The sequence below is a fragment of the Rhizorhabdus histidinilytica genome, assembly GCF_900167915.1.
Lineage (GTDB): Bacteria > Pseudomonadota > Alphaproteobacteria > Sphingomonadales > Sphingomonadaceae > Rhizorhabdus > Rhizorhabdus histidinilytica.
Window position 1 is genome coordinate 1 of the sequence record NZ_FUYM01000004.1, and the last position, 18471, is coordinate 18471.

At 69.2% G+C, this 18471-nt stretch carries 14 protein-coding genes and 1 tRNA gene; 7 read left to right on the plus strand and 8 right to left on the minus strand.

Annotated elements, in window-relative coordinates:
• The first annotated feature begins 96 nt into the window (after positions 1-96).
• Positions 97-1215, plus strand: coding sequence for a CaiB/BaiF CoA transferase family protein (locus tag B5X82_RS09500; RefSeq protein WP_079647927.1), 1119 nt, complete (start codon positions 97-99; stop codon positions 1213-1215).
• A gap of 66 nt (positions 1216-1281) precedes the next feature.
• On the opposite strand, the gene B5X82_RS09505 is transcribed toward B5X82_RS09500, so the two are convergent.
• The 3 genes from B5X82_RS09505 to B5X82_RS09515 all read right to left on the minus strand — a co-directional run bounded on the left by B5X82_RS09505 (position 1282) and on the right by B5X82_RS09515 (position 8651).
• Positions 1282-2250: a ferredoxin reductase domain-containing protein gene (locus B5X82_RS09505; protein ID WP_079647928.1), complete on the minus strand. Its 969-nt coding sequence runs from the start codon at positions 2248-2250 to the stop codon at positions 1282-1284.
• A 294-nt stretch (positions 2251-2544) separates the two neighbouring features.
• Positions 2545-7206, minus strand: a complete 4662-nt coding sequence (locus B5X82_RS09510; protein WP_079647929.1) for an NAD-glutamate dehydrogenase — start codon at positions 7204-7206, stop codon at positions 2545-2547.
• 221 nt (positions 7207-7427) lie between these two features.
• A complete protein-coding gene (locus B5X82_RS09515; RefSeq protein ID WP_079647930.1) occupies positions 7428-8651 on the minus strand; it encodes a PAS domain-containing protein in 1224 nt (407 codons plus the stop codon).
• 168 nt (positions 8652-8819) lie between these two features.
• On the opposite strand from B5X82_RS09515, the gene B5X82_RS09520 reads away from it, so the two are divergent.
• A tRNA-Thr gene (locus tag B5X82_RS09520) sits at positions 8820-8895 on the plus strand.
• A 28-nt stretch (positions 8896-8923) separates the two neighbouring features.
• Here B5X82_RS09520 and B5X82_RS09525 read toward each other — a convergent pair.
• Complete coding sequence (locus tag B5X82_RS09525; protein ID WP_079647931.1) at positions 8924-9778, minus strand: hypothetical protein; 855 nt, start codon at positions 9776-9778, stop codon at positions 8924-8926.
• A 102-nt stretch (positions 9779-9880) separates the two neighbouring features.
• On the opposite strand from B5X82_RS09525, the gene B5X82_RS09530 reads away from it, so the two are divergent.
• Positions 9881-11191, plus strand: a complete 1311-nt coding sequence (locus B5X82_RS09530) for an SLC13 family permease (protein ID WP_079647932.1) — start codon at positions 9881-9883, stop codon at positions 11189-11191.
• A 27-nt stretch (positions 11192-11218) separates the two neighbouring features.
• Here the strand turns inward: B5X82_RS09530 and B5X82_RS09535 are convergent, their stop codons facing one another.
• The 4 genes from B5X82_RS09535 to B5X82_RS09550 form a co-directional block, all read right to left on the minus strand.
• Entirely contained in the window at positions 11219-11455 is a 237-nt protein-coding gene (locus B5X82_RS09535; RefSeq protein WP_079647933.1) for a ribbon-helix-helix domain-containing protein, read from the minus strand.
• 29 nt (positions 11456-11484) lie between these two features.
• Positions 11485-12207, minus strand: coding sequence for an acetoacetyl-CoA reductase (gene phbB, locus B5X82_RS09540; RefSeq protein ID WP_079647934.1), 723 nt, complete (start codon positions 12205-12207; stop codon positions 11485-11487).
• A gap of 106 nt (positions 12208-12313) precedes the next feature.
• A complete protein-coding gene (gene hemH, locus B5X82_RS09545; protein ID WP_079647935.1) occupies positions 12314-13324 on the minus strand; it encodes a ferrochelatase in 1011 nt (336 codons plus the stop codon).
• Positions 13321-15627, minus strand: coding sequence for a xanthine dehydrogenase family protein molybdopterin-binding subunit (locus B5X82_RS09550; protein ID WP_079647936.1), 2307 nt, complete (start codon positions 15625-15627; stop codon positions 13321-13323). The genes hemH and B5X82_RS09550 overlap by 4 nt, the downstream gene beginning before the upstream one ends.
• Before the next feature lie 81 nt (positions 15628-15708).
• On the opposite strand from B5X82_RS09550, the gene B5X82_RS09555 reads away from it, so the two are divergent.
• From B5X82_RS09555 to B5X82_RS09570, 4 genes are all read left to right on the plus strand, one after another.
• Positions 15709-16839, plus strand: a complete 1131-nt coding sequence (locus B5X82_RS09555; RefSeq protein WP_079647937.1) for a COX15/CtaA family protein — start codon at positions 15709-15711, stop codon at positions 16837-16839.
• Between the two features lie 129 nt (positions 16840-16968).
• Positions 16969-17448 carry a 50S ribosomal protein L13 gene (gene rplM / locus B5X82_RS09560; protein ID WP_037520767.1) on the plus strand — a complete coding sequence of 160 codons (480 nt, stop codon included), beginning with the start codon at positions 16969-16971 and terminating at the stop codon, positions 17446-17448.
• The gene (gene rpsI / locus B5X82_RS09565) at positions 17448-18002 is read left to right on the plus strand and encodes a 30S ribosomal protein S9 (protein WP_079647938.1); all 555 of its coding nucleotides are present in this window, start codon (positions 17448-17450) and stop codon (positions 18000-18002) included. The genes rplM and rpsI overlap by 1 nt, the downstream gene beginning before the upstream one ends.
• Before the next feature lie 176 nt (positions 18003-18178).
• On the plus strand, positions 18179-18439 hold the full coding sequence (locus tag B5X82_RS09570) for a hypothetical protein (protein ID WP_079647939.1): 261 nt from the start codon (positions 18179-18181) through the stop codon (positions 18437-18439).
• The last annotated feature ends 32 nt before the right edge of the window (positions 18440-18471 follow it).

Sequence of the window (18471 nt, forward strand, 5' to 3'; positions counted from 1 at the left end):
CATGATGAACCTGGAGACCGTCAACACCTATGAGGGCGCGCATGACGTCCACGCGCTGATCCTCGGCCGCGCCATCACCGGCATCGCCGCCTTCTGATGACTGCGCCGCCGCTGGCCGGCCTCAAGGTCGTGGAGCTCGCGCGCATCCTGGCCGGTCCCTGGGCCGGCCAGGTGCTGGCGGACCTCGGCGCCGAAGTGATCAAGGTCGAGAGCCCCGCCGGGGACGATACGCGCGGATGGGGCCCACCGTTCATCGACCGCGCCGACGGCAGCCGCGACGCCGCCTATTTCCACGCCGCCAACCGGGGCAAGCGCAGCGAGGCGGTCGACTTCGCGACCGAGCAGGGCCAAAGGCGCGTGCGCGAGCTCGTCGCCGACGCCGATGTGGTCATCGAGAATTTCAAGGTCGGCGGCCTCGCCAAATATGGGCTGGACCATGCCAGCCTCGCGGCGATCAATCCGCGTCTCGTCTATTGCTCGATCACGGGCTTCGGCCAGGACGGGCCCTATGCCGCCCGCGCGGGATACGACTTCATCATCCAGGGCATGGGCGGGATCATGGACTTGACCGGCGAGCCCGACGGCGCGCCGCAGAAGATCGGCGTGGCCTATGCCGACATATTGACCGGCCTCTACGCGGTGATCGGCATCCAGGCGGCGCTGGCCGAGCGCGAGCGCAGCGGCCTGGGGCAGCATGTCGACATGGCGCTGCTCGACGTCATGGTCGGGACGCTGGCCAACCAGGCGATGAACTATCTCGCCTCCGGCGTCGCGCCGACGCGGCTCGGCAACGCCCATCCCAACATTGTGCCCTATCAGGCCTATCCGACGCAGGACGACTGGTTCATCCTGGCGACCGGCAACGACCGGCAATATGAGCGCTTCTGCGACGTCGTCGGCATCGCGCCGGGGGACGACTTCAAGACCAATCCGCAGCGCCTTGCCCGGCGCGACGCGTTGAGCGCGATCATCGCCGACGCCACGCGCCGATGGCCGCGCGCCGACCTGCTCGCCGCGCTGGAGCGGGTCGGCGTGCCGGCCGGCCCGATCAACGACGTCGCCCAGGCGCTCGCCGATCCACAGGTCGTCCATCGCGGCATGGTCGTCGACATGGTCGACGAGGACGGCGGCCATGTGCCCGGCATGCGGCTACCGATCCGTTTCTCGCGCTCCCCCCTCGCCGCCCCCCGGCCCGCGCCGAAGCGGCCCGACTGACGGCGCCCATCCCGGCCGCTCGCCGCGAAGGTCCGTCGGTCGGACCTGTTTTCCGGCTTGCCGAAATCAGTAGACCGAGCGCCGATAGAGCCCGGCCTCGGCCATCGCCTCGAGCACGCCGGTGCCGAGCAGGTCGCCGAGCGTCGCGTGGACGTCGTCGTCCATTCGCTTGCTGCCGCAGACATAGATGGCGCCGCCGGCCAGCACCCAATCGAGGATCGGCGCCTTGGCGTCGCGGATCTGGTTGGTGACGAGGCGCTGCTCGCCGGTCTCGCCGGGAAAGACGAGGTCGCAGCGTTCGAGATGCCCGGTCGACACCCACTCGGCGATCTCGGCCGCGAGCACCTCGTCGTCGGCGCTGTTGCGATCGCCGAAGATCAGCCAGTTGCGGGTGCCCGCGGGCCGCGCCTTGATATGGGCGTGCAGCCCGGCCAGCCCGGTCGCATTGCCGACCAGGATCAGCGGCACATGATCGGGCGGCGGCACGAAGGCCGGATCGTCGCGGACCAGCAGCGCGATGCGCTGTCCGGTCTCGACCTCCTCGCACAGCCAGCGCGAGCGGCGCCCCTCCGCCGGGGCGCTGGCAGGCACCCGCCGGACGACGAGGTGGATCGCGCCTTCGGCTGGCAGTGATCCGATCATATAGTCGCCGGCCGTCGCCGTCGGCCGGCCGCCGGGATCCAGCACATCCTGTGCAGGGCCGCAATAGACATGGGCGACGGCGCCGGCCCGCCATTCGGGCAGGTCGTCTTCCGGTTCGAGCCGCAGCCGGTAAAGCGGGCCGCCGGCCGAATCGGGATTGGCGACCGCCCGCGATATCAGACGCCAAGCCGCATAAGGCAGCCGTTCGACCTCGACCGGATCGGCGACCGGTGGCGCGGGCGTCCGCGCCCGCCGGGAGACGGGGGCCGGCCGGAGATCGGGCGCCTCCAGTTCCTCGCCACGGGTACGCCGCGCCAGGATGAACACGAGCAGCACGAACATCAGCGCGGCGAAGGCCGCGAGGATCAGCATCAGATGATTGAAGCCGCTCACCGGCGCGATCGTCCGAATGGAGGCAGAACCGCCACGAAGGGCCGGCAAGCGATAGCGGAACGGACGGCCCGGTTCCGCGGGATGGTCGGTCGCATCGGCCGCTGCTTCCCCTCAGCCGTTGGCGAAGGAAAGCAACGGATAGAGATCAACCGGTTCGGCTGCCGCACACTGTCATTCCCCTACGGCCCGATGATAGGCCGGGTCATCCCCCGCTGACAAGGTCATAGCGCGGCTTTCGCCGATTTCTCCATTCCTTTCTGTGGCGTAGCGATCCCCTCAGGGACCGCCGCCCGCTCACCGCATCAGCAGCGAGCGGGCCTGTGCGGCGATCTGCGCCAGCATCGCCGCGGTCGGCGCCGCCGCCGATCGGGCGCGGCCGACCGTCTGACGGAACTGCTCGGCGCGGTCGCGGTGGGTCTCCAGCCAGGCGGTGACCGCCTCGCCGGGGCCCTTGCCGCCATGTCGTGCCAGGAAGTCGAGGCGAACCTGGCCGAATTCGCGGGTGAGCCCCGCGATCAGCAGCCGCTCCCATGCGTCCGCGCTGCGGAAGCGCGCCGCGGCCGCCTTGGCCCAGTCAAGGCCGAGCGCTTCGCCCAGCACCACATAGGCACGGGTGACATCGACCTCGTCAGCGGATAGCTCGCTGGCGAGCGCGGCGGTGCCGATCGCGCCGTCGATCTCGGCGATCTCGACGACCGCGTCGATCAATGCCGGATCGGCGCCCTCGGCGGTGATCCGCTGGCGAAGCTGGTCCGACTGCTGGCGCGCCTCGCTGCGGATCAGGTCGGCCCGGGCGGCGTCGAGCCGGGCGAGGCCGGGCTTGAGCATCGTCACCATCGTGCCGATGTCGGTCTCCGCCGCGATGCAGCGCAGCAGATCGGCCACATGGCCGCGCGCGATCTCGGCCAGCGCGGCGAGCAGCGTCAGGCGCGCCTGCTCGCCGATCGCGGTCTGTTCGATGCGCGTGAACAACGCTTCGAGCCCGAACAGCGCGTCGACCGTGAAATAGGCGGTCGCCACCTGTGCCAGCGAGCAGCCTTCCTCCTCGGCCATCTCGAACGGCGCAACCAGGCCCAGCCGGTTGATCACCCGGTTCGACATCTTGGTCGCCAATATCTGCGGACGCAGGCGGTGCGCCTCGATCGCGTCGGCGAAGCCCTTCTGCATCGCCGGCGGGAAGGCCGCGAGCAGCAGCGGGGTGAGCATCGGATCGCCGGTGCGGTCGCTGTTCTCGATCGCGTCCTGAAGCGCCAGCTTGCCATGCGACAGCACCACCGCCAACTCGGGCCGGGTGAGGCCGAGATGCTCCTGGGCGCGGCGCAGCAGCATGTCGTTGCTGTCGAAGCCGTCGACCGCACGGTTGATACGGCCATTCTCCTCCAGGATCTCGATGACGCGGAGTTGCGCGGGCAGCGCCTCGGACCCGCCGCGCTCGGCCAGCGACAGCGCCAGCGTCTGCAGGCGGTTGTCCTCCAGCACGATATGGGCGACATCGTCGGTCATCTTGACGAGCAGCGCGTTGCGCTTGTCGAACTCCAGCCGGCCTTCGAGCATCTCGCGGTTGAGCGCGATCTTGATGTTGACCTCGTTGTCCGAGCAGTCGACACCGGCCGAATTGTCGATGAAGTCGGCGTTGATCCGCCCGCCCTTCATCGCGAAGGCGATGCGGCCCGCCTGGGTCACGCCCAGATTGGCGCCTTCACCGATCACCCGGGCGCGAACCTCCTCGCCGTCGACGCGGTGCGCCTCGTTCGAGCGGTCGCCGACCTCGGCGTTGGTCTCCGACTTCGCCTTCACATAGGTGCCGATCCCGCCGAACCACAGCAGATCGACCGGGCTCTTGAGGATCGCCGCGATCAGCGCAGACGGATCGAGCACCTCATCGGCGATGCCGAGCGCCTCGCGCACCTGCGGAGAGATCGGAATCTCCTTCTGGTCGCGCGGAAAGACGCCGCCGCCCTTCGAGATCAGCTTTGCGTCATAGTCGGCCCAGCTCGACCGGGGTAGGACGAACAGGCGGTTGCGTTCCTCCCAGCTCTTCGCCGCGTCGGGGTCGGGATCGAGGAAGATGTGGCGATGGTCGAATGCCGCGATGAGGCGGATCGACTTCGACAGCAGCATGCCGTTGCCGAACACGTCGCCCGACATGTCGCCGCAGCCGACGACGCGGACCGGATCGGTCTGCACGTCGACGCCCATCTCGGCGAAATGGCGCTGGACCGAAACCCAGGCACCGCGCGCGGTGATGCCCATCGCCTTGTGGTCATAGCCATGGCTGCCGCCGCTCGCGAAGGCGTCGCCCAGCCAGAAGCCGCGCTCCACCGCGATCGCGTTGGCGACGTCGGAGAAGGTCGCCGTGCCCTTGTCGGCGGCGACGACGAAATAGGGATCGTCGCCGTCGCGGATCGCCACCTTCGGCGGATGGACGACCTTGCCCTCGACGATGTTGTCGGTGACCGACAGCAGCGAGCGGATGAACACGCGATAGCTTTCGGTGCCCTCCGCCAGCCAGGCGTCGCGATCGGACGGCGAAGGCAACTGCTTCGGATAGAAGCCGCCCTTGGCGCCGGTCGGCACGATCACCGCATTCTTGACGACCTGCGCCTTCATCAGGCCGAGGATCTCGGTACGGAAGTCGTCGCGCCGGTCGGACCAGCGCAGGCCGCCGCGCGCGATCGGCCCGCCGCGCAGGTGGATGCCCTCGACGCGCGGGCTGTAGACCCAGATCTCCCGCCACGGCACCGGCGCGGGAAGGCCGGGCACGCCGCTCGAATCGATCTTGAAGGCGAGCGCCTCCTTCGCGGCCGGCGAGAAGGCGTTGGTGCGCAGGGTCGCGCGGACGACCGCGCGGAAGCGGCGCAGCATGCGATCGTCATCGATCGCCGTCACCTTCTTCAGGCCGGTCTCGATCTCGGCATGAAGGCGCTCGGCCTCGGCCGCGTCGCCGCGGGTCGGGTGATGGAGCGCGCGGAAATAGGCGATGATGCCGCGCGCGACATCGGGCGCCTTCTTCAGCGCCTCGACCGCGGTGGCCAGGCCATAGGCGAAGCCGGTCTGGCGCAGGTAGCGGAACCAGGCGCGGAACAGCAGCGCCTCGTCCGGCGACAGGCCGACCGTGACGATCAGCTCGTTGAACAGGTCGTTCTCGGCGCGCCCTTCGAGCGTCGCCGCGATCGATTCCTCGGCAACGGCGCTGTGCTCGATCAACCGGTTGGCGGTATCGGCGTCGGGCAGGTCGAGCTTGAACTCGTGGATATAGCCGATCGCGCCGCCGTCGAGCGGGGTCGGAATCTCCTCGATCACCCGGAAGCCGAAATTCTCGAGCACCGGTACCGCTTCGGACAGCGGGATCAGCGCGCCGCGCCGATAGATCTTCAGCCGCAGGCGATGATCGGGATCATGCTCCTCGCGATAGAGGCGGCAGCCACGCGCCGCACTGCCGCCCAACGCGTTGAGCCGCAATATGTCGGTCGCAGCTTCGGCCGGGGTGGAATGGGTGCGATAGGCGATCGGGAACGCGGCGGCATAGTCGAGCGTCAGCCGCACCGCACGGTTGCCGGCGTCCATCTCGGCAAGCTGCGCCTCGACGGCCGGCTCCCAGCCGCGCAGCATCTCGCTCAGCCGTCGGTCGAGCGGCTCGCTGTCGGGCACGGCGCCGCCGGCCGGCAGATCGAGCATGTAGCGGATCTGGGCGATGTCGCCCTCGCCGAGCTGGAGCGACCAGTTGGAGAGGGTGGCGCCCGACGCCTGGGCCAGCATGTCGCCGATCGCGACGCGGCGGCCGGTGGTCAGCAGCTCGCGCGGCAGCCAGACGATCGCGACCAGATGCTCGCCCAGCGTGGTCCGGACCAGCTCAAGCCGTGGACGCGGGCGATCGACCAGCGACATCGCCGTCAGCACCACCTTCTCGAGCGAGTCGATCGGCAGCGCCAGGACGAGGTCGGGCGGCAGCTCCGACAGCGCATGATGCAATGCCTTCCCGGCATGGCCCTTCGGATCGAAACCGAGCCGTTCCTCGATCGCGGCGAGGCGGCTGCGCAGCACGGGAATGTCCTCGGCCGGGGTGCGCAGCGCGGCGCTGGTCCACAGGCCGGCATGGATCGACAGGCCGGTGACGTCCTTGCCCTGCCGCACCGGGGTGACGATCAGGTCGAGCGGCGCGCGGCGATGAACGGTCGAGCGGCAGTCGGACTTGAGCAGCAACGGCGCGGCGCCGCCCTTCTCGAACCAGGCGATCGCCGCCTTCGCGGTGGAATCACGCCACAGCTTGCGGCTGCCGACGCGCAGGATGCCGAGCCGGTCGCGCGGCTCGCCCTTCACCATGGCGACGTGATGGCCGAGCAAAGTGAGGTTCTGGTCGAGCAGCCAGCGCAGCAGCGCCGCGCCTTCGCCGTCGGGCAGCCCCTCGGCATCGTCGCGCATCGCGATCTGCATCGCCTGCCAGTCGCGTACGGCGGCGCGGACGTCCTCGAGCACGGCGTCGATCGCCTGGGCGAGCGCCTGCCTCTCGCGCGCGTCGACCCGCTCGGCTTCGAGATAGATGAAGGATTCGCGCCGTTCGCCGGTCGATCCCTGCGGCAGCACGGCGGTGAGGGTGCCGTCCTCGTCGCGGCGGACCGCGATGACGGGGTGGAGCAGGCGACGGACCTCGACCCCCTGCGCGGCGAGCGCGGCGGAGACCGAGTCGACCAGGAAGGGCATGTCGTCATTGACGACGGCGATCCGCATCAACCGACTGCCGCCGACATTGCCGGCGATCGTCTGCACGGCGATCGCGGCGCGGCCGGGCTGCCGCCGGCGCGCGGTGTGAGCCAGGAAGGCCGCCGCCTTTTCGAGGGGTTCGCCATCGAGGCCCGCGAGTTCACCCGGAAGGGCGCCGCTGGTCAGGGCCTTGGCGAAGATGTCGGTGAATTCGTGCTTGTCCGAAGCCGTGCGCTTGGCCGTCTCGGTATCCATGAAAATCCGCTCCTCCTCCCCCGCTTCCGGGCTGTCCGGATCGCGGCTGGGACATTGCCGAGACGATATGGACCCGTCCGCCGAGCGTCACAAGGGTCGTGCCGCCGGCCGAGAACTTTGCAACGAACGTGCGGGAACATATCCGTCACGACCATATTGTCGCGTGGCGATGCGCGGCGATGGGAAAATCTCCCGCCGGGAATCGACCTGGGCTCCGCCAGTCAGGCAGTGAAGCGTTGCAATGCCTGGTCGACCAGCGCGCGCTCGCCAATCGGCCGCGAAACGATTGCCAGCCGGCCGTCATCCTGCCGCCGCGCGATCAGCAGGACGATGTCGTCCTCGACCGCGCCGAGGTCGACCGTCGCGCGCGACGGAGCGCTGCCCAGCATCATTCGGGCCGAGCGAACCTTGTCGACCTTCAGCGCGGGACGACGCTCGCCGCGCTCGGTGGCGACCACGGCCTTGATCCCGCCGGCGAGGCCCGACAGCCAGGCCTCGACCATGCCGGCCGCGAGGCAGAGACGGCGGGCATGGGTGAGGACGGCGGCGAACTCGGTGATCCGCTTGCGATCATAGTCGCGGCCGAACACCAGCTTGACGATCGGCGTCATCGGTGCGCGCGCCTGCGGTACGATGCCAGCTTCGGCGAGCAGCGCGGCGAAACCGGCCGGATTGGCCTCGGCGGCGAGCGCGACGTCATAGGCGAGCGAGATGGCGCGGTAGAGCGCGGCGCGGGTGCGGCCCTCGCAATCCCGGGCCTCGATCGCGAGCTCGCGGGCGTCCTCGACCAGCTCGACGAGATCGGGCTGTTCCTGGTCGAGCGCCGCGACCGGCGCCTCCTCCACGGCCGCCGGCTGTGCCGGACCGGCGAAGGCGGTGGTCACGGCTTCGACGATGTCGGGGGCCAGCGCCTGCTCGGCGGTTTCCTTCCAGTTGATGACGCCATGGACCAGGTCGATCGCGCGGCCGTCCGACGAGTAGGGCATCAGGATGCCGCGATAGAGCATCGGCTGGCCGCGATGGCTGACGAACTCGGCCTCGAAGCCGACGGGCGCGCGGTTGTCGAGGATTTCGGCATAGTGGGCGGTGAGACGCGACAGCAGCGCCCGTGCGGGAACGTCGGCGACAGTCGCGACATCGGCGCCGAGCTCGCCCTCTTCGCGCAGCGCACGGCCCAGATAGGCGATCGACGGGTTGGCGCGGTCGACGGCGAAGTCGAGCAGCACCGAATAGGGTCCGAACTCCCCCAGCGCATCCGAATCGAGATCGGCGATCGACGGATAGTCGCGGCCGTCGAGCAGCGACAGCCAGGTCTCATAGGCGCGCACATGCATGCGCCGCTCGTCCGCACCGATCAGGGGCGGCAGGTCCATGCAGGGTTCGTCGGCGACCGGGAAATCCCAGTCGGCGAGATCCTCGGCGATGAACGAGCGATAATCTTCCATGGTCGGTCCCCGATAGGGCGGCCGATTCCGGAATCGCCGCCTCTTGTGCGATCATGCGCGCGGGCGGGTTGAGGATTGGTAAAGGCGCACGGGGCCAGGCAGCGTGAAAGATAGCCGCGAGGGCGCTTGAAACTGCCGGTCACCACTGTTAGAGGCGCGCTTCGGTTCGCCGCTTTAGCTCAGTTGGTAGAGCATCGCATTCGTAATGCGGGGGTCACAGGTTCGAGTCCTGTAAGCGGCACCATTTCCCTCAACAGCGCGAGAATGCGGCTTCAGCGGCCGCTTGCAAGTGGCCAGCGGCCGAGGATGTCGTCGTTCGCGGCATTTTCGATGGCGATCTCGTCCATGCGGACCTTGAGCACGCAGATCGGCCGCTGATCGGTGCCGCCCGGCTGCACGCAGCGGACCGGCTCCGCATCGCGATCGACGCGGCCGGCGATCCGCACGCGGAAGCCCCGGTCGGGATCGACCTCGCCCCGGGCAATGCGGCGGACGACGTCCAGCGAGCGTCCATTGCGCGTGAGCCGGCTTTCGGCGTCGGCAGGAAGGAACTGGGCGACCGCGAGCGACTGGCCGGACAGCGTGATCGGCTCGGTCCCGCTCGGGGTCGAAGGGGTGCGGCGGGCGGGGCAACGCTCGCCCGACGACCAGGGACGCGCGACCCAGAAGCCTTCGGCACGGCTGCCGTCGGTCGAATCATGGCCCCAGTCCGCGGCCTGCCATTGCACCGGGATCACCGAGACGCGCAGCGTCTGCCGCTCGTCGTCATAGCTCCATTGCATCGGCAGCCGCGCATCGGGGTCCGCCGGACCGTTGCACCCGAATGGCAGCACCAGCTCGAAGCGCTGCCCCGCCGCCCGCCGAACGCCGTCCGGCAGTCGGTCGCCGGTCGACCATGCGTCGGACGCCTCCCGAACGAGAGCCAGCAGCTCGGCCCGGTGGAGGAGCCTCTCCACGGGCGGCTGCGGCGCCGGGGCGGGCAGCGCGGGAACGACCGGCCGCGCCACCGGGGTTTCCCGGGGTGCGGTCTCCCGCCCAAGGAAGAAGCCTGCGCCTCCAACCATGATCACTGCCGCCAGCCCGGCGGCGATCACAAGCCGGCTGGTCCTGATGCTGGGCTCGCGCATGCGGTGGTGATAACAAATCCCGGCCCATCCTCCAGATAAAAATCAGCGATTCCAGCAGCAAGACGTTGACAGGCCGACGGCGCGGGCCGACGCAGGGCCCGCATGACGGCCGACCAGATCATCACCTTGGTTGTTCTTGCCGCGGTCGTCGCCGCGCTGATTCTCGACAGGGTCCGCGCCGATGTCGTCGCCCTGTCGGGCGCGGCCGTGTTGCTGATGACCGGTGTCGTCCGGCCGATCGACGTGCAGGGCGCCTTCGCCAGCCCGGCTATCATCGCGCTCGCGTCGCTGTTCGTCATCGCCTATGCGCTCGAGCTGTCAGGCCTGCTCGACCGTGCGATCGCCGCCGCGGTGGCGTTATGCCGCCGCTTCGGCGCGACCGGCATCTGGCTGCTGCTGGCGATGATCGGTTCGGTCTCCTGCTTCCTCAATTCGACGCCGATCGTCGTGCTGGGCGCCCCGGTGGTACGCGACGTCGCCAATGCGCTGAAGCTTTCGCCGAAGCGCTTCCTCATCCCCTTGTCCTACATCACCATCCTGACCGGCTGCTGCACGCTGATCGGCACGTCGACCAACCTGCTCGTCGACGACATGGCGAGCGTCGCCGGGCAACCCCGCTTCGGGATATTCGAGATCACGCCCGTCGGCATACCGATGGCGCTGGCAGGCGGGCTCTACCTCTTCTTCCTGAGCGGAAGGCTGCTGGGCGGCCGTCATGAGACGGAACGGCGCGAAGGATCGGCCGCGCCGATCGATCCGCTCCACATTCCCAACGCCCAGATCGGCGATTCCCAGCTTTTCGCCCAGAAACGCCCGCTGAACCTGCGCAAGGCGGCACTCGCCCTGGCGACCTTCGTGGGCGCGGTCCTGCTCGCCGCTGCGGGTGTCGCGCCGATCGCATCCACCGCCTTCGCCGGCGCGGTCGCGCTCATCCTGCTGCGCGTGGTCAGCGCCGACGAGGCCTATCGCGGGCTCAAGCCCGAGATCCTGATCCTGATCGCCGGCATGGTCGTGATCGGCATCGCGATGGAGGAGAGCGGGCTCGCCGACGCCGCCTCGCGCCTGCTGATCGCCAGCGTCCACGGTCTCAGCCCCGTGGCCGCGCTGGCGGTGCTGTACCTGCTGACGATGGTGCTGACCGAACTTCTCTCGAACGCGACGGTGGCCGTCCTGGTAACGCCCGTGGCAGTAGCGCTGGCCGAGAGCCTGGGGGTCAGCCCGCGGCCGTTCCTGGTCGGGGTGATGATGGCAGCGAGCGCCGCCTTCGCGACCCCCTTCGGCTATCAGACCAACGTCATCGTCTACCAGATGGCCGGCTATCGCTACATGGATTTCGTCCGGATCGGGCTGCCGCTGAACCTGATAACCTTCGGTGTCGCCATGCTGGCGATCTTGTATTTCTTTCCGTTCTGATCGCCGGCGCGAGCGAACCGGCCGGCGTCAGCCCTGCCCCGCCGCCGCCAGCGCGCGGCGGAACAGCCAGACCCGGATCGCGCTGGCGAGGTTGGGCAGGTCGTCGTCGGCGATCCGCTCGACATCGATCCGCGCGACGAGGGCGTTGAGGGGGATGCCCTCCTCCCCCGCCGCGCGGACCAGCGCGTCCCAGAAGGGCTGTTCCAGGGTGATCGACGTGGCGTGGCCGGCAATATTCACCGACCGCTTGACCGGCCCCGCCATCCGACCGCGCGCCTGCCGCTCCCGGGGTCTCAGTACATGTGCTGGCCGCCGTTGATCGACAGCGTCGATCCGGTGACGAAGCCCGCTTCCTCGCCGCACAGGAACACCACGCCGCGCGCGATCTCCTCGGCATGGCCGAGGCGCCCCACGGGGATCTTGGCGACGATCTTGGCAAGCACGTCCTGCGGCACGGCGGCCACCATGTCGGTGTCGATATAGCCCGGCGCGATCGCATTGACCGTCACGCCCGCCTTCGCGCCTTCCTGCGCCAGCGCCTTGGTGAAGCCGTGGATGCCCGACTTGGCGGCGGCGTAGTTGACCTGGCCGTACTGGCCGGCCTGTCCATTGATCGAGCCGATGTTGACGATCCGGCCCCAGCCCCGCGCGCGCATGCCGGGGAAGGTCGCCTTCGCCATGTTGAAGCAGCCGCCGAGATTCGTGTCCATGACGTCCTTCCAATCCTGGTAGGTCATCTTGAGCAACGTTCCATCGCGGGTGATGCCGGCATTGTTGACGACGATGTCGACCGGGCCCAGCTCGGCCTCGACCTGCTCGACGCCCTTGTGACAGGCGTCATAGTCGGCGACGTCCCATTTGTAGCTGCGGATGCCGGTCTTATCGGTGAACGCCCGCGCGCGTTCCTCGTTGCCCGCATAGTTGGCCGCGACGGCGACGCCCGCGTCCCTGAGCGCCAGGCTGATCGCCTCGCCGATACCCCTGGTTCCACCGGTAACGATCGCAACCCGCGCCATAAGTGATCTCCCATAGACTCGGCTCGATGCTAGAGCCTCTGCGTGCGTGACGAAAGCTCCCCGAACAGAAATTCATGACAGTTGAAAGAGCGCCGCCATGCGATGATCAGGAGCGATCGATCCAGCCCGCCAGTTCGTCGCCGATCAGCGTTTCGAGCATCGCCATGCCGGGTGCGCCATCGTTGAGGCAGGGCAGATAGGCGAAGCTCTCGCCCCCCGCCGCGAGGAAGCGGTCGCGCCCGCGGATAGCGAGTTCCTCAAGCGTCTCCAGGCAGTCGGCCGAGAAGCCCGGCGCGATCACCGCCAGCCGCCGGACGCCGTCGCCGGCGAGCCGGTCGAGCGTCGCCTCGGTCGAGGGTTCGAGCCAGCGGGCGCGGCCGAAGCGCGACTGGAAGGAGACGTGCAACTCGCGGCCCAGCGCATCGCCCAGCAGCCGCGCCGTCTTGCGGCAGTGGCAATGATAGGGATCGCCGAGGTCGAGCGTCCGCGCCGGCATGCCGTGGAAGCTGGCCAGGATCGCGTCGGGCTCGCCATGCAGCGCCGCCAGCCCGGTGCGCACCGAGGCGGCGAGCGCCTCGATATAGGCGGGATGATCGAAATAGGGCGGCAGCGTGCGGATCGCCGGCTGCCAGCGCATCTTCGCCAGCACCGCGAAGGCCGCGTCGTTGGCGGTCGCGGTCGTCGCCGCGCAATATTGCGGATAGAGCGGCGCGATCAGGATGCGGTCGCAGCCCGCCGCCTGCAACGCCGCGATCCGATCGCCGATCGCCGGCTTGCCATAGCGCATCGCATGATCGACGATCGCCCGGTCGCCGAAGCGGGCCTGCAGGTCCTCCGCCTGGCGGGCCGTGATCGCGGCGAGCGGTGACCCTTCCTCGCTCCACACCTGCGCATAGGCATGCGCCGACTTGCGCGGCCGGACGTTGAGGATGATCCCGCGCAGGATCGGCTGCCAGGCGATCGGCGGAATCTCGACCACGCGCCGATCCGACAGGAACTCGCGCAGATAGCGCTTCACCGCACCCGGTGTCGGCGCATCCGGGGTGCCGAGGTTGACGATCAGCACGCCGACCTTCGGCGCGGCGACGGGCGTATGCCCTTCCGGTAAAGGTCTCATGCGTCGGACAGCCTCAGCGGCAGGTGGCGGAGGCGCTTGCCGGTCGCCGCGAAGATCGCATTGGCGACGGCCGGGGCGACCGGCGGCACCGCGATTTCGCCCGCACCGCCCGGCGGCAGCTCGGACGGGATGATCTCGACACGAATCTCCGGCGTCGACGTCAGGTCGGGCAGGCCGAGCCCATCGAAATTCTGCGCGGCGACGATTCCGCCGCGGATCGAGATGCCGTCGCCGAAGGCGTTGGCCAGTCCCCAGAGGATGCCCCCCTCGACCTGCTGGCGGACGATGTCGGGGTGGATCGTCCGGCCGACGTCGACGACGGCGGTGACGTTGGGCACCTTGACCTGATCGCCTTCGATCCGCGCCTCGACCAGCATCGCGACATGGCTGCCGAAGCAGCTATGGACCGCCAGCCCCTGCCCGGTGCCGGGCTCCCCGCCCTGCCATGCCCCGATCGAGGCGGCCATCTGCAGGCAGCGGGCGAGGCGCGGCTGACCGCTCAGCGCCTGCATGCGGAAGGACAGCGGATCGAGCCCGGCGACCAGCGCCAGCTCGTCGATGAAGCTCTCGGTGAAGAAGGCGGTATAGCTGTTGGCGACCGACCGCCAGGCGCCGGTCGGCACGCCGGTCGCCGCCTCGATATGCTCGACCGCCAGCGCCGCGATCGCATAGGGCGGGGCGGCGCCCTCGACGGCGCCGCGATCGGCGCCGTAGCTCGCCTTGCGTTCGCCGCCGGTCAGCCGCACCATCATCTCGGCGTTGGTCGAGGGCGCGGCGATCCGCGCCGACCAGCCGGCGATCGCCCCGGCGGGGCCGAGCTTCGCCTTCAGCCGCGCGCTCGCGGGCGGGCGGAAGCGGCCATGCTGAATATCCTCGCGGCGCGGCCAGACGAGCTGGACCGGCTTCCGAACCTTGGACGCGATGATCGCCGCCTCGACCGCCGCCTGCACCTCGGTCTTGCGGCCGAAGCCGCCGCCGACCAGCGTCGGGTAGATCGTCACCCGTCCTTCGTCGAGGCCGACCGCCCTCGCCACGGCGGCGCGGGCCATCGGCGCGGCCTGGGTCGGCACCCAGACTTCGACCCCGCCGTCGCCGAAGCGTGCGGTCGCAGTGAGCGTCTCCATCGGGGCATGGGCGAGCATCGGCACCGAATAAGCGGCGGTGACGACGCCCTGCCCCGTCAGCGTCGCATCGGGATCACCATGCTCGACGAAGCGCTCGCCCTCGCCCTTGTCGAGCGCCGCGGCCAGCGCGCGGCGCACGCTGCCGTCGTCGGGGCGCGGAGCACGCGTCTCGAACTCGACCGCGAGCGCCTCCAGCCCGCGATCGGCAGCCCACCAGTTGGTGCCGACCACGGCGACCCAGCCGGGATTGGTGAGCACCGCCATGACGCCGGGCGTCTCGTCGGCCGCTGCGGTCGTCATCTTCACAGGATGCGCATCACCATAGGGGCCATGCGCGATCGACGCGTAGACCATACCGGGCAGCCGGATATCGGCACCCATCTGCGCGCTGCCGTCGACCTTCGCCGGCAGGTCGAGGCGCGGCACCGGCCGACCGAGCAGCGTCCGCTCGTCCCGGTCGCGCAGCCGCAGCTCGTCGGGCGGGGTCATCCGCGCGGCAGCCTCGGCCAGCTCGCCGAACCGCATCCGATCGCTGCCGCGCACGACAAAGCCGGCTTCGGTGTCGCACGCCTTCCAGTCGATTCCCCAGCGGTCCGCCGCCGCCATGCACAACAGGCTGCGCGCCGCCGCCCCCGCCTCGCGCAGCCGCGTCTCGAACGAGCGGATCGAGGAGGAGCCGCCGGTGATGGTCAGGTTCATGCGGATCGCGACTTCGCGCGCGGCCCATTCGCCAGGGGCATGCAGCCAGGCGGGAAGCCGCTCGCGCGCCTGTTCCTCGACCAAGAGGCTGTTGGCATAGACGGGGTTGATCGGCGCCGGCTCGACGCCGACCGTGCGCCAGTCGGCGCCCAGCTCGTCGGCCAGTATCTGCGGCATCGAGGTGTAGACCCCCTGCCCCATTTCCGCCTGCGGCACCGCCACGATCACCCGGCCGTCGGTCGCGATCTTGAGAAAGGCGTTGAACAGCTGCTCGCCCGGCCCGAGCGCGAGGTTGGGCGCATAGCGGCGCGGCCAGACCGCCCAGCCCAGCACCAGCCCAGCCGCCGCCCCGCCGCCGACCAGCAGACTGCGCCTGGTGACGCCGCGCCGGGGCTTGCCCACCCCATCCTCCCGCTCGATCCGTGCATGCATGCGGTCATGATAGGCGGGCCGATTGTGCGAGACCACCGCAATCGTCATCTATCACTCCCCCGTCATGCCAGCGGAGGCTGGCATCCATGTCTGCCGTCTTCTCAGACGCCATCTCAGGTGAAGAGAGACATGGACCCCAGCCTTCGCTGGGGTGACGGAGAAAGGGATATCCCGCCATACTTGATCCCCGCAGTCCGGTGGCGCATGAGCGCGGCCATGTCGATGCTCGCCCGCCCCGCCGCCCCTTCGCCCCATCCGAACGCCCTGGCCAACTGGCTGCAGCTGGTGGCGGTGCTGGTGTTCGCGATCGTCGTTGTCGGCGGCATCACCCGGCTGACCGAGTCGGGCCTGTCGATCACCGAGTGGAAGCCGGTGCGCGGCATCATCCCGCCGCTGAACCAGGCCGAATGGGTGGCCGAATTCGAGAATTACAAGCGCATCCCGCAATATACGGCCTTCAACCTCCACATGACGCTGGAGGGATTCAAGGCGATCTACTTCTGGGAATATCTGCACCGGCTGCTGGCGCGCGGGATCGGCGTGGTGCTGGCGGGCGTCATGATCGTCGCCTGGTGGAAGCGCGCGATTCCCGCCGGCTACGGCTGGCGGATGATCGGCATCTTCGCGCTCGGCGGCCTGCAGGGAGCGATCGGCTGGTGGATGGTCTATTCGGGCCTGTCAGTGCGGACCGAGGTGAGCCATATCCGCCTCGCGACCCACCTGATCGCGGCGCTGCTGATCTTCTCGGCGCTGGTCTGGACGGTGCTCGACCTGCGCCGGCTGGCGCGCGATCCTAACGCTCGTCCGGCGCGGCCGACCGCCCTCGCCGTCGCCGCGGTGCTGATCCTGGCGGTGCAGATCATGCTCGGTGCCTTCGTCGCGGGCCTGCGCGCGGGCTATGCCTTCGCGACCTGGCCGAAGATGGGCGACGAATGGTTCCCCTCGGGTGGATGGAACCTGGCGCAAGGCCTCGCCAATCTGCACGACAATCCGATCGTCGTGCAGTTCGCCCACCGCTGGTGGGCCTGGGTCGCGGCAATCGCCGCGATCGCCGTCGCCCGCGCGGCGCGCAAGCGGGGCGCGGTCGGCCCGGTCCATGCGGTCGCCACCCTGATCGTCGTCCAGATCGGCCTTGGCATCGCGACGCTGCTCACCGGCGTCGACATCGTCGTCGCGGTCGCCCACCAGGCGGTGGCGGTGCTGCTGCTGGCCGCGCTGCTCTGGGCCGGGCACGGCCTGGACAAGCCGAAGGTATCATAATACCTCATTAAAATAGGCCCATTTTCCTTGACTCTTTCGAGGCCCGCGCGCATTAGCGCTCCGTCAACGCCGCTCCTCACCGGGCGGCGTCGTTCATTTGGAACGATCGAAACAAGAAGGTCCAGGCCCATGAAGGCGCTCATGAAGACCACCAAGGTGGCGACCCCCGCCACGGTGGAAAAGAAGTGGCACATCGTCGACGCGGAAGGGCTGATCGTCGGCCGCGCCGCCACGATCATCGCCAACATCCTGCGCGGCAAGCACAAGCCGAGCTACACCCCGTTCATCGATTGCGGCGACAACGTCATCGTCATCAATGCGGAGAAGGTGCGCTTCACCGGCAAGAAGCTGACCCAGAAGGTCTATTATCGCCACACCGGCTATGCCGGCGGCATCAAGGAAGCCCGCGCGGACAAGGTCCTCGACGGCCGCTTCCCCGAGCGCGTGCTGGAAAAGGCGATCGAGCGCATGATCCCGCGCGGTCCGCTGGGCCGTCAGCAGATGCGCAACCTGCGCATCTTCAAGGGCGCGGAGCATCCGCACGCCGCCCAGAACCCCGAAGTCCTCGACATCGCGTCGATGAACCGCAAGAACAAGGTGGGCGCATAATGTCCGACAACCGCCAGTCCCTTTCCGATCTCGCCGCGCTGACCGGCGCGACGCCCGCCCCGGCCGCTCCCGCCGCCGCTGCCGCCTCGACCGACGAGGCCGCGGCTCCGGTCGCAGCCGCTCCCGTCCTGCCGACCACTCCGCTCCGCGAGCAGGAGATCGACGCGCAGGGCCGTGCCTATGCGACCGGCCGCCGCAAGGACGCCGTCGCCCGCGTGTGGCTGAAGCCCGGCACCGGCAAGATCACGGTCAATGGCCGTGACCAGGAAGTCTATTTCGCGCGCCCGACGCTGCGCCTCGTCATCAACCAGCCGTTCGGCGTCGCCGAGCGCGAGGGCCAGTATGACGTCGTCGCCACCGTCAAGGGCGGCGGCCTTTCGGGCCAGGCCGGCGCGGTCAAGCACGGCATCAGCCAGGCGCTGACCAAATATGAGCCGATCCTGCGCGCGCCGGTGAAGGCCGCCGGCTTCCTGACCCGCGACAGCCGCGCGGTCGAGCGTAAGAAGTACGGCAAGGCGAAGGCCCGCCGCAGCTTCCAGTTCTCGAAGCGCTGATCCCAGTCCTTCGATATCGCGAAGAACGAGAAACGCCGGGGGTCATCCTCCGGCGTTTTTCTTTGTGCGCCCAGCGGCGCCGATCGCCCCGATGCGGATAGTTTACTTTTTTCGGAGGTCGCGCGGGTGTAATCAGCGTGCAGATGTTGGTTGCGTATAAGCTTGAGGATCGAGCGATGTTCAGGACGTTGGCCGTCACCCTGGCGATCATCAGCGGCAGCGCGGCCGTCGCGCAGCCGTCGATCGAGCTCCGTCCGCGGATGCCGGCCGCGCCGCAGCAGGCCGGCATCCCGGCCGCTCCCTATGCGATATCGGGTCCGGTCCACGTCCGCGTCCGCGCGCCGCGCGACGCCGCTCTGATCGCTGCCAGCCTGGACGATCCGGCGACCCGGCGCGAGCTTGCCTATCACGGCGCCGGCGAGCTTCCGGTCGAATGAGCACCGGCCGCGGCGGGACCAGCCCGCCGCAG

What these genes read in the sequence shown, in the direction of transcription:
- B5X82_RS09500 (WP_079647927.1), top strand. Translation starts at nt 97, where the DNA reads ATGACTGCGCCGCCGCTGGCCGGCCTCAAGGTCGTGGAGCTCGCGCGC.
- B5X82_RS09510 (WP_079647929.1), bottom strand. Translation starts at nt 7,206, where the DNA reads ATGGATACCGAGACGGCCAAGCGCACGGCTTCGGACAAGCACGAATTC.
- B5X82_RS09515 (WP_079647930.1), bottom strand. Translation starts at nt 8,651, where the DNA reads ATGGAAGATTATCGCTCGTTCATCGCCGAGGATCTCGCCGACTGGGAT.
- B5X82_RS09525 (WP_079647931.1), bottom strand. Translation starts at nt 9,778, where the DNA reads ATGCGCGAGCCCAGCATCAGGACCAGCCGGCTTGTGATCGCCGCCGGG.
- B5X82_RS09530 (WP_079647932.1), top strand. Translation starts at nt 9,881, where the DNA reads ATGACGGCCGACCAGATCATCACCTTGGTTGTTCTTGCCGCGGTCGTC.
- B5X82_RS09535 (WP_079647933.1), bottom strand. Translation starts at nt 11,455, where the DNA reads ATGGCGGGGCCGGTCAAGCGGTCGGTGAATATTGCCGGCCACGCCACG.
- phbB (WP_079647934.1), bottom strand. Translation starts at nt 12,207, where the DNA reads ATGGCGCGGGTTGCGATCGTTACCGGTGGAACCAGGGGTATCGGCGAG.
- hemH (WP_079647935.1), bottom strand. Translation starts at nt 13,324, where the DNA reads ATGAGACCTTTACCGGAAGGGCATACGCCCGTCGCCGCGCCGAAGGTC.
- B5X82_RS09550 (WP_079647936.1), bottom strand. Translation starts at nt 15,627, where the DNA reads ATGACGATTGCGGTGGTCTCGCACAATCGGCCCGCCTATCATGACCGC.
- B5X82_RS09555 (WP_079647937.1), top strand. Translation starts at nt 15,709, where the DNA reads ATGGACCCCAGCCTTCGCTGGGGTGACGGAGAAAGGGATATCCCGCCA.
- rplM (WP_037520767.1), top strand. Translation starts at nt 16,969, where the DNA reads ATGAAGGCGCTCATGAAGACCACCAAGGTGGCGACCCCCGCCACGGTG.
- rpsI (WP_079647938.1), top strand. Translation starts at nt 17,448, where the DNA reads ATGTCCGACAACCGCCAGTCCCTTTCCGATCTCGCCGCGCTGACCGGC.
- B5X82_RS09570 (WP_079647939.1), top strand. Translation starts at nt 18,179, where the DNA reads ATGTTCAGGACGTTGGCCGTCACCCTGGCGATCATCAGCGGCAGCGCG.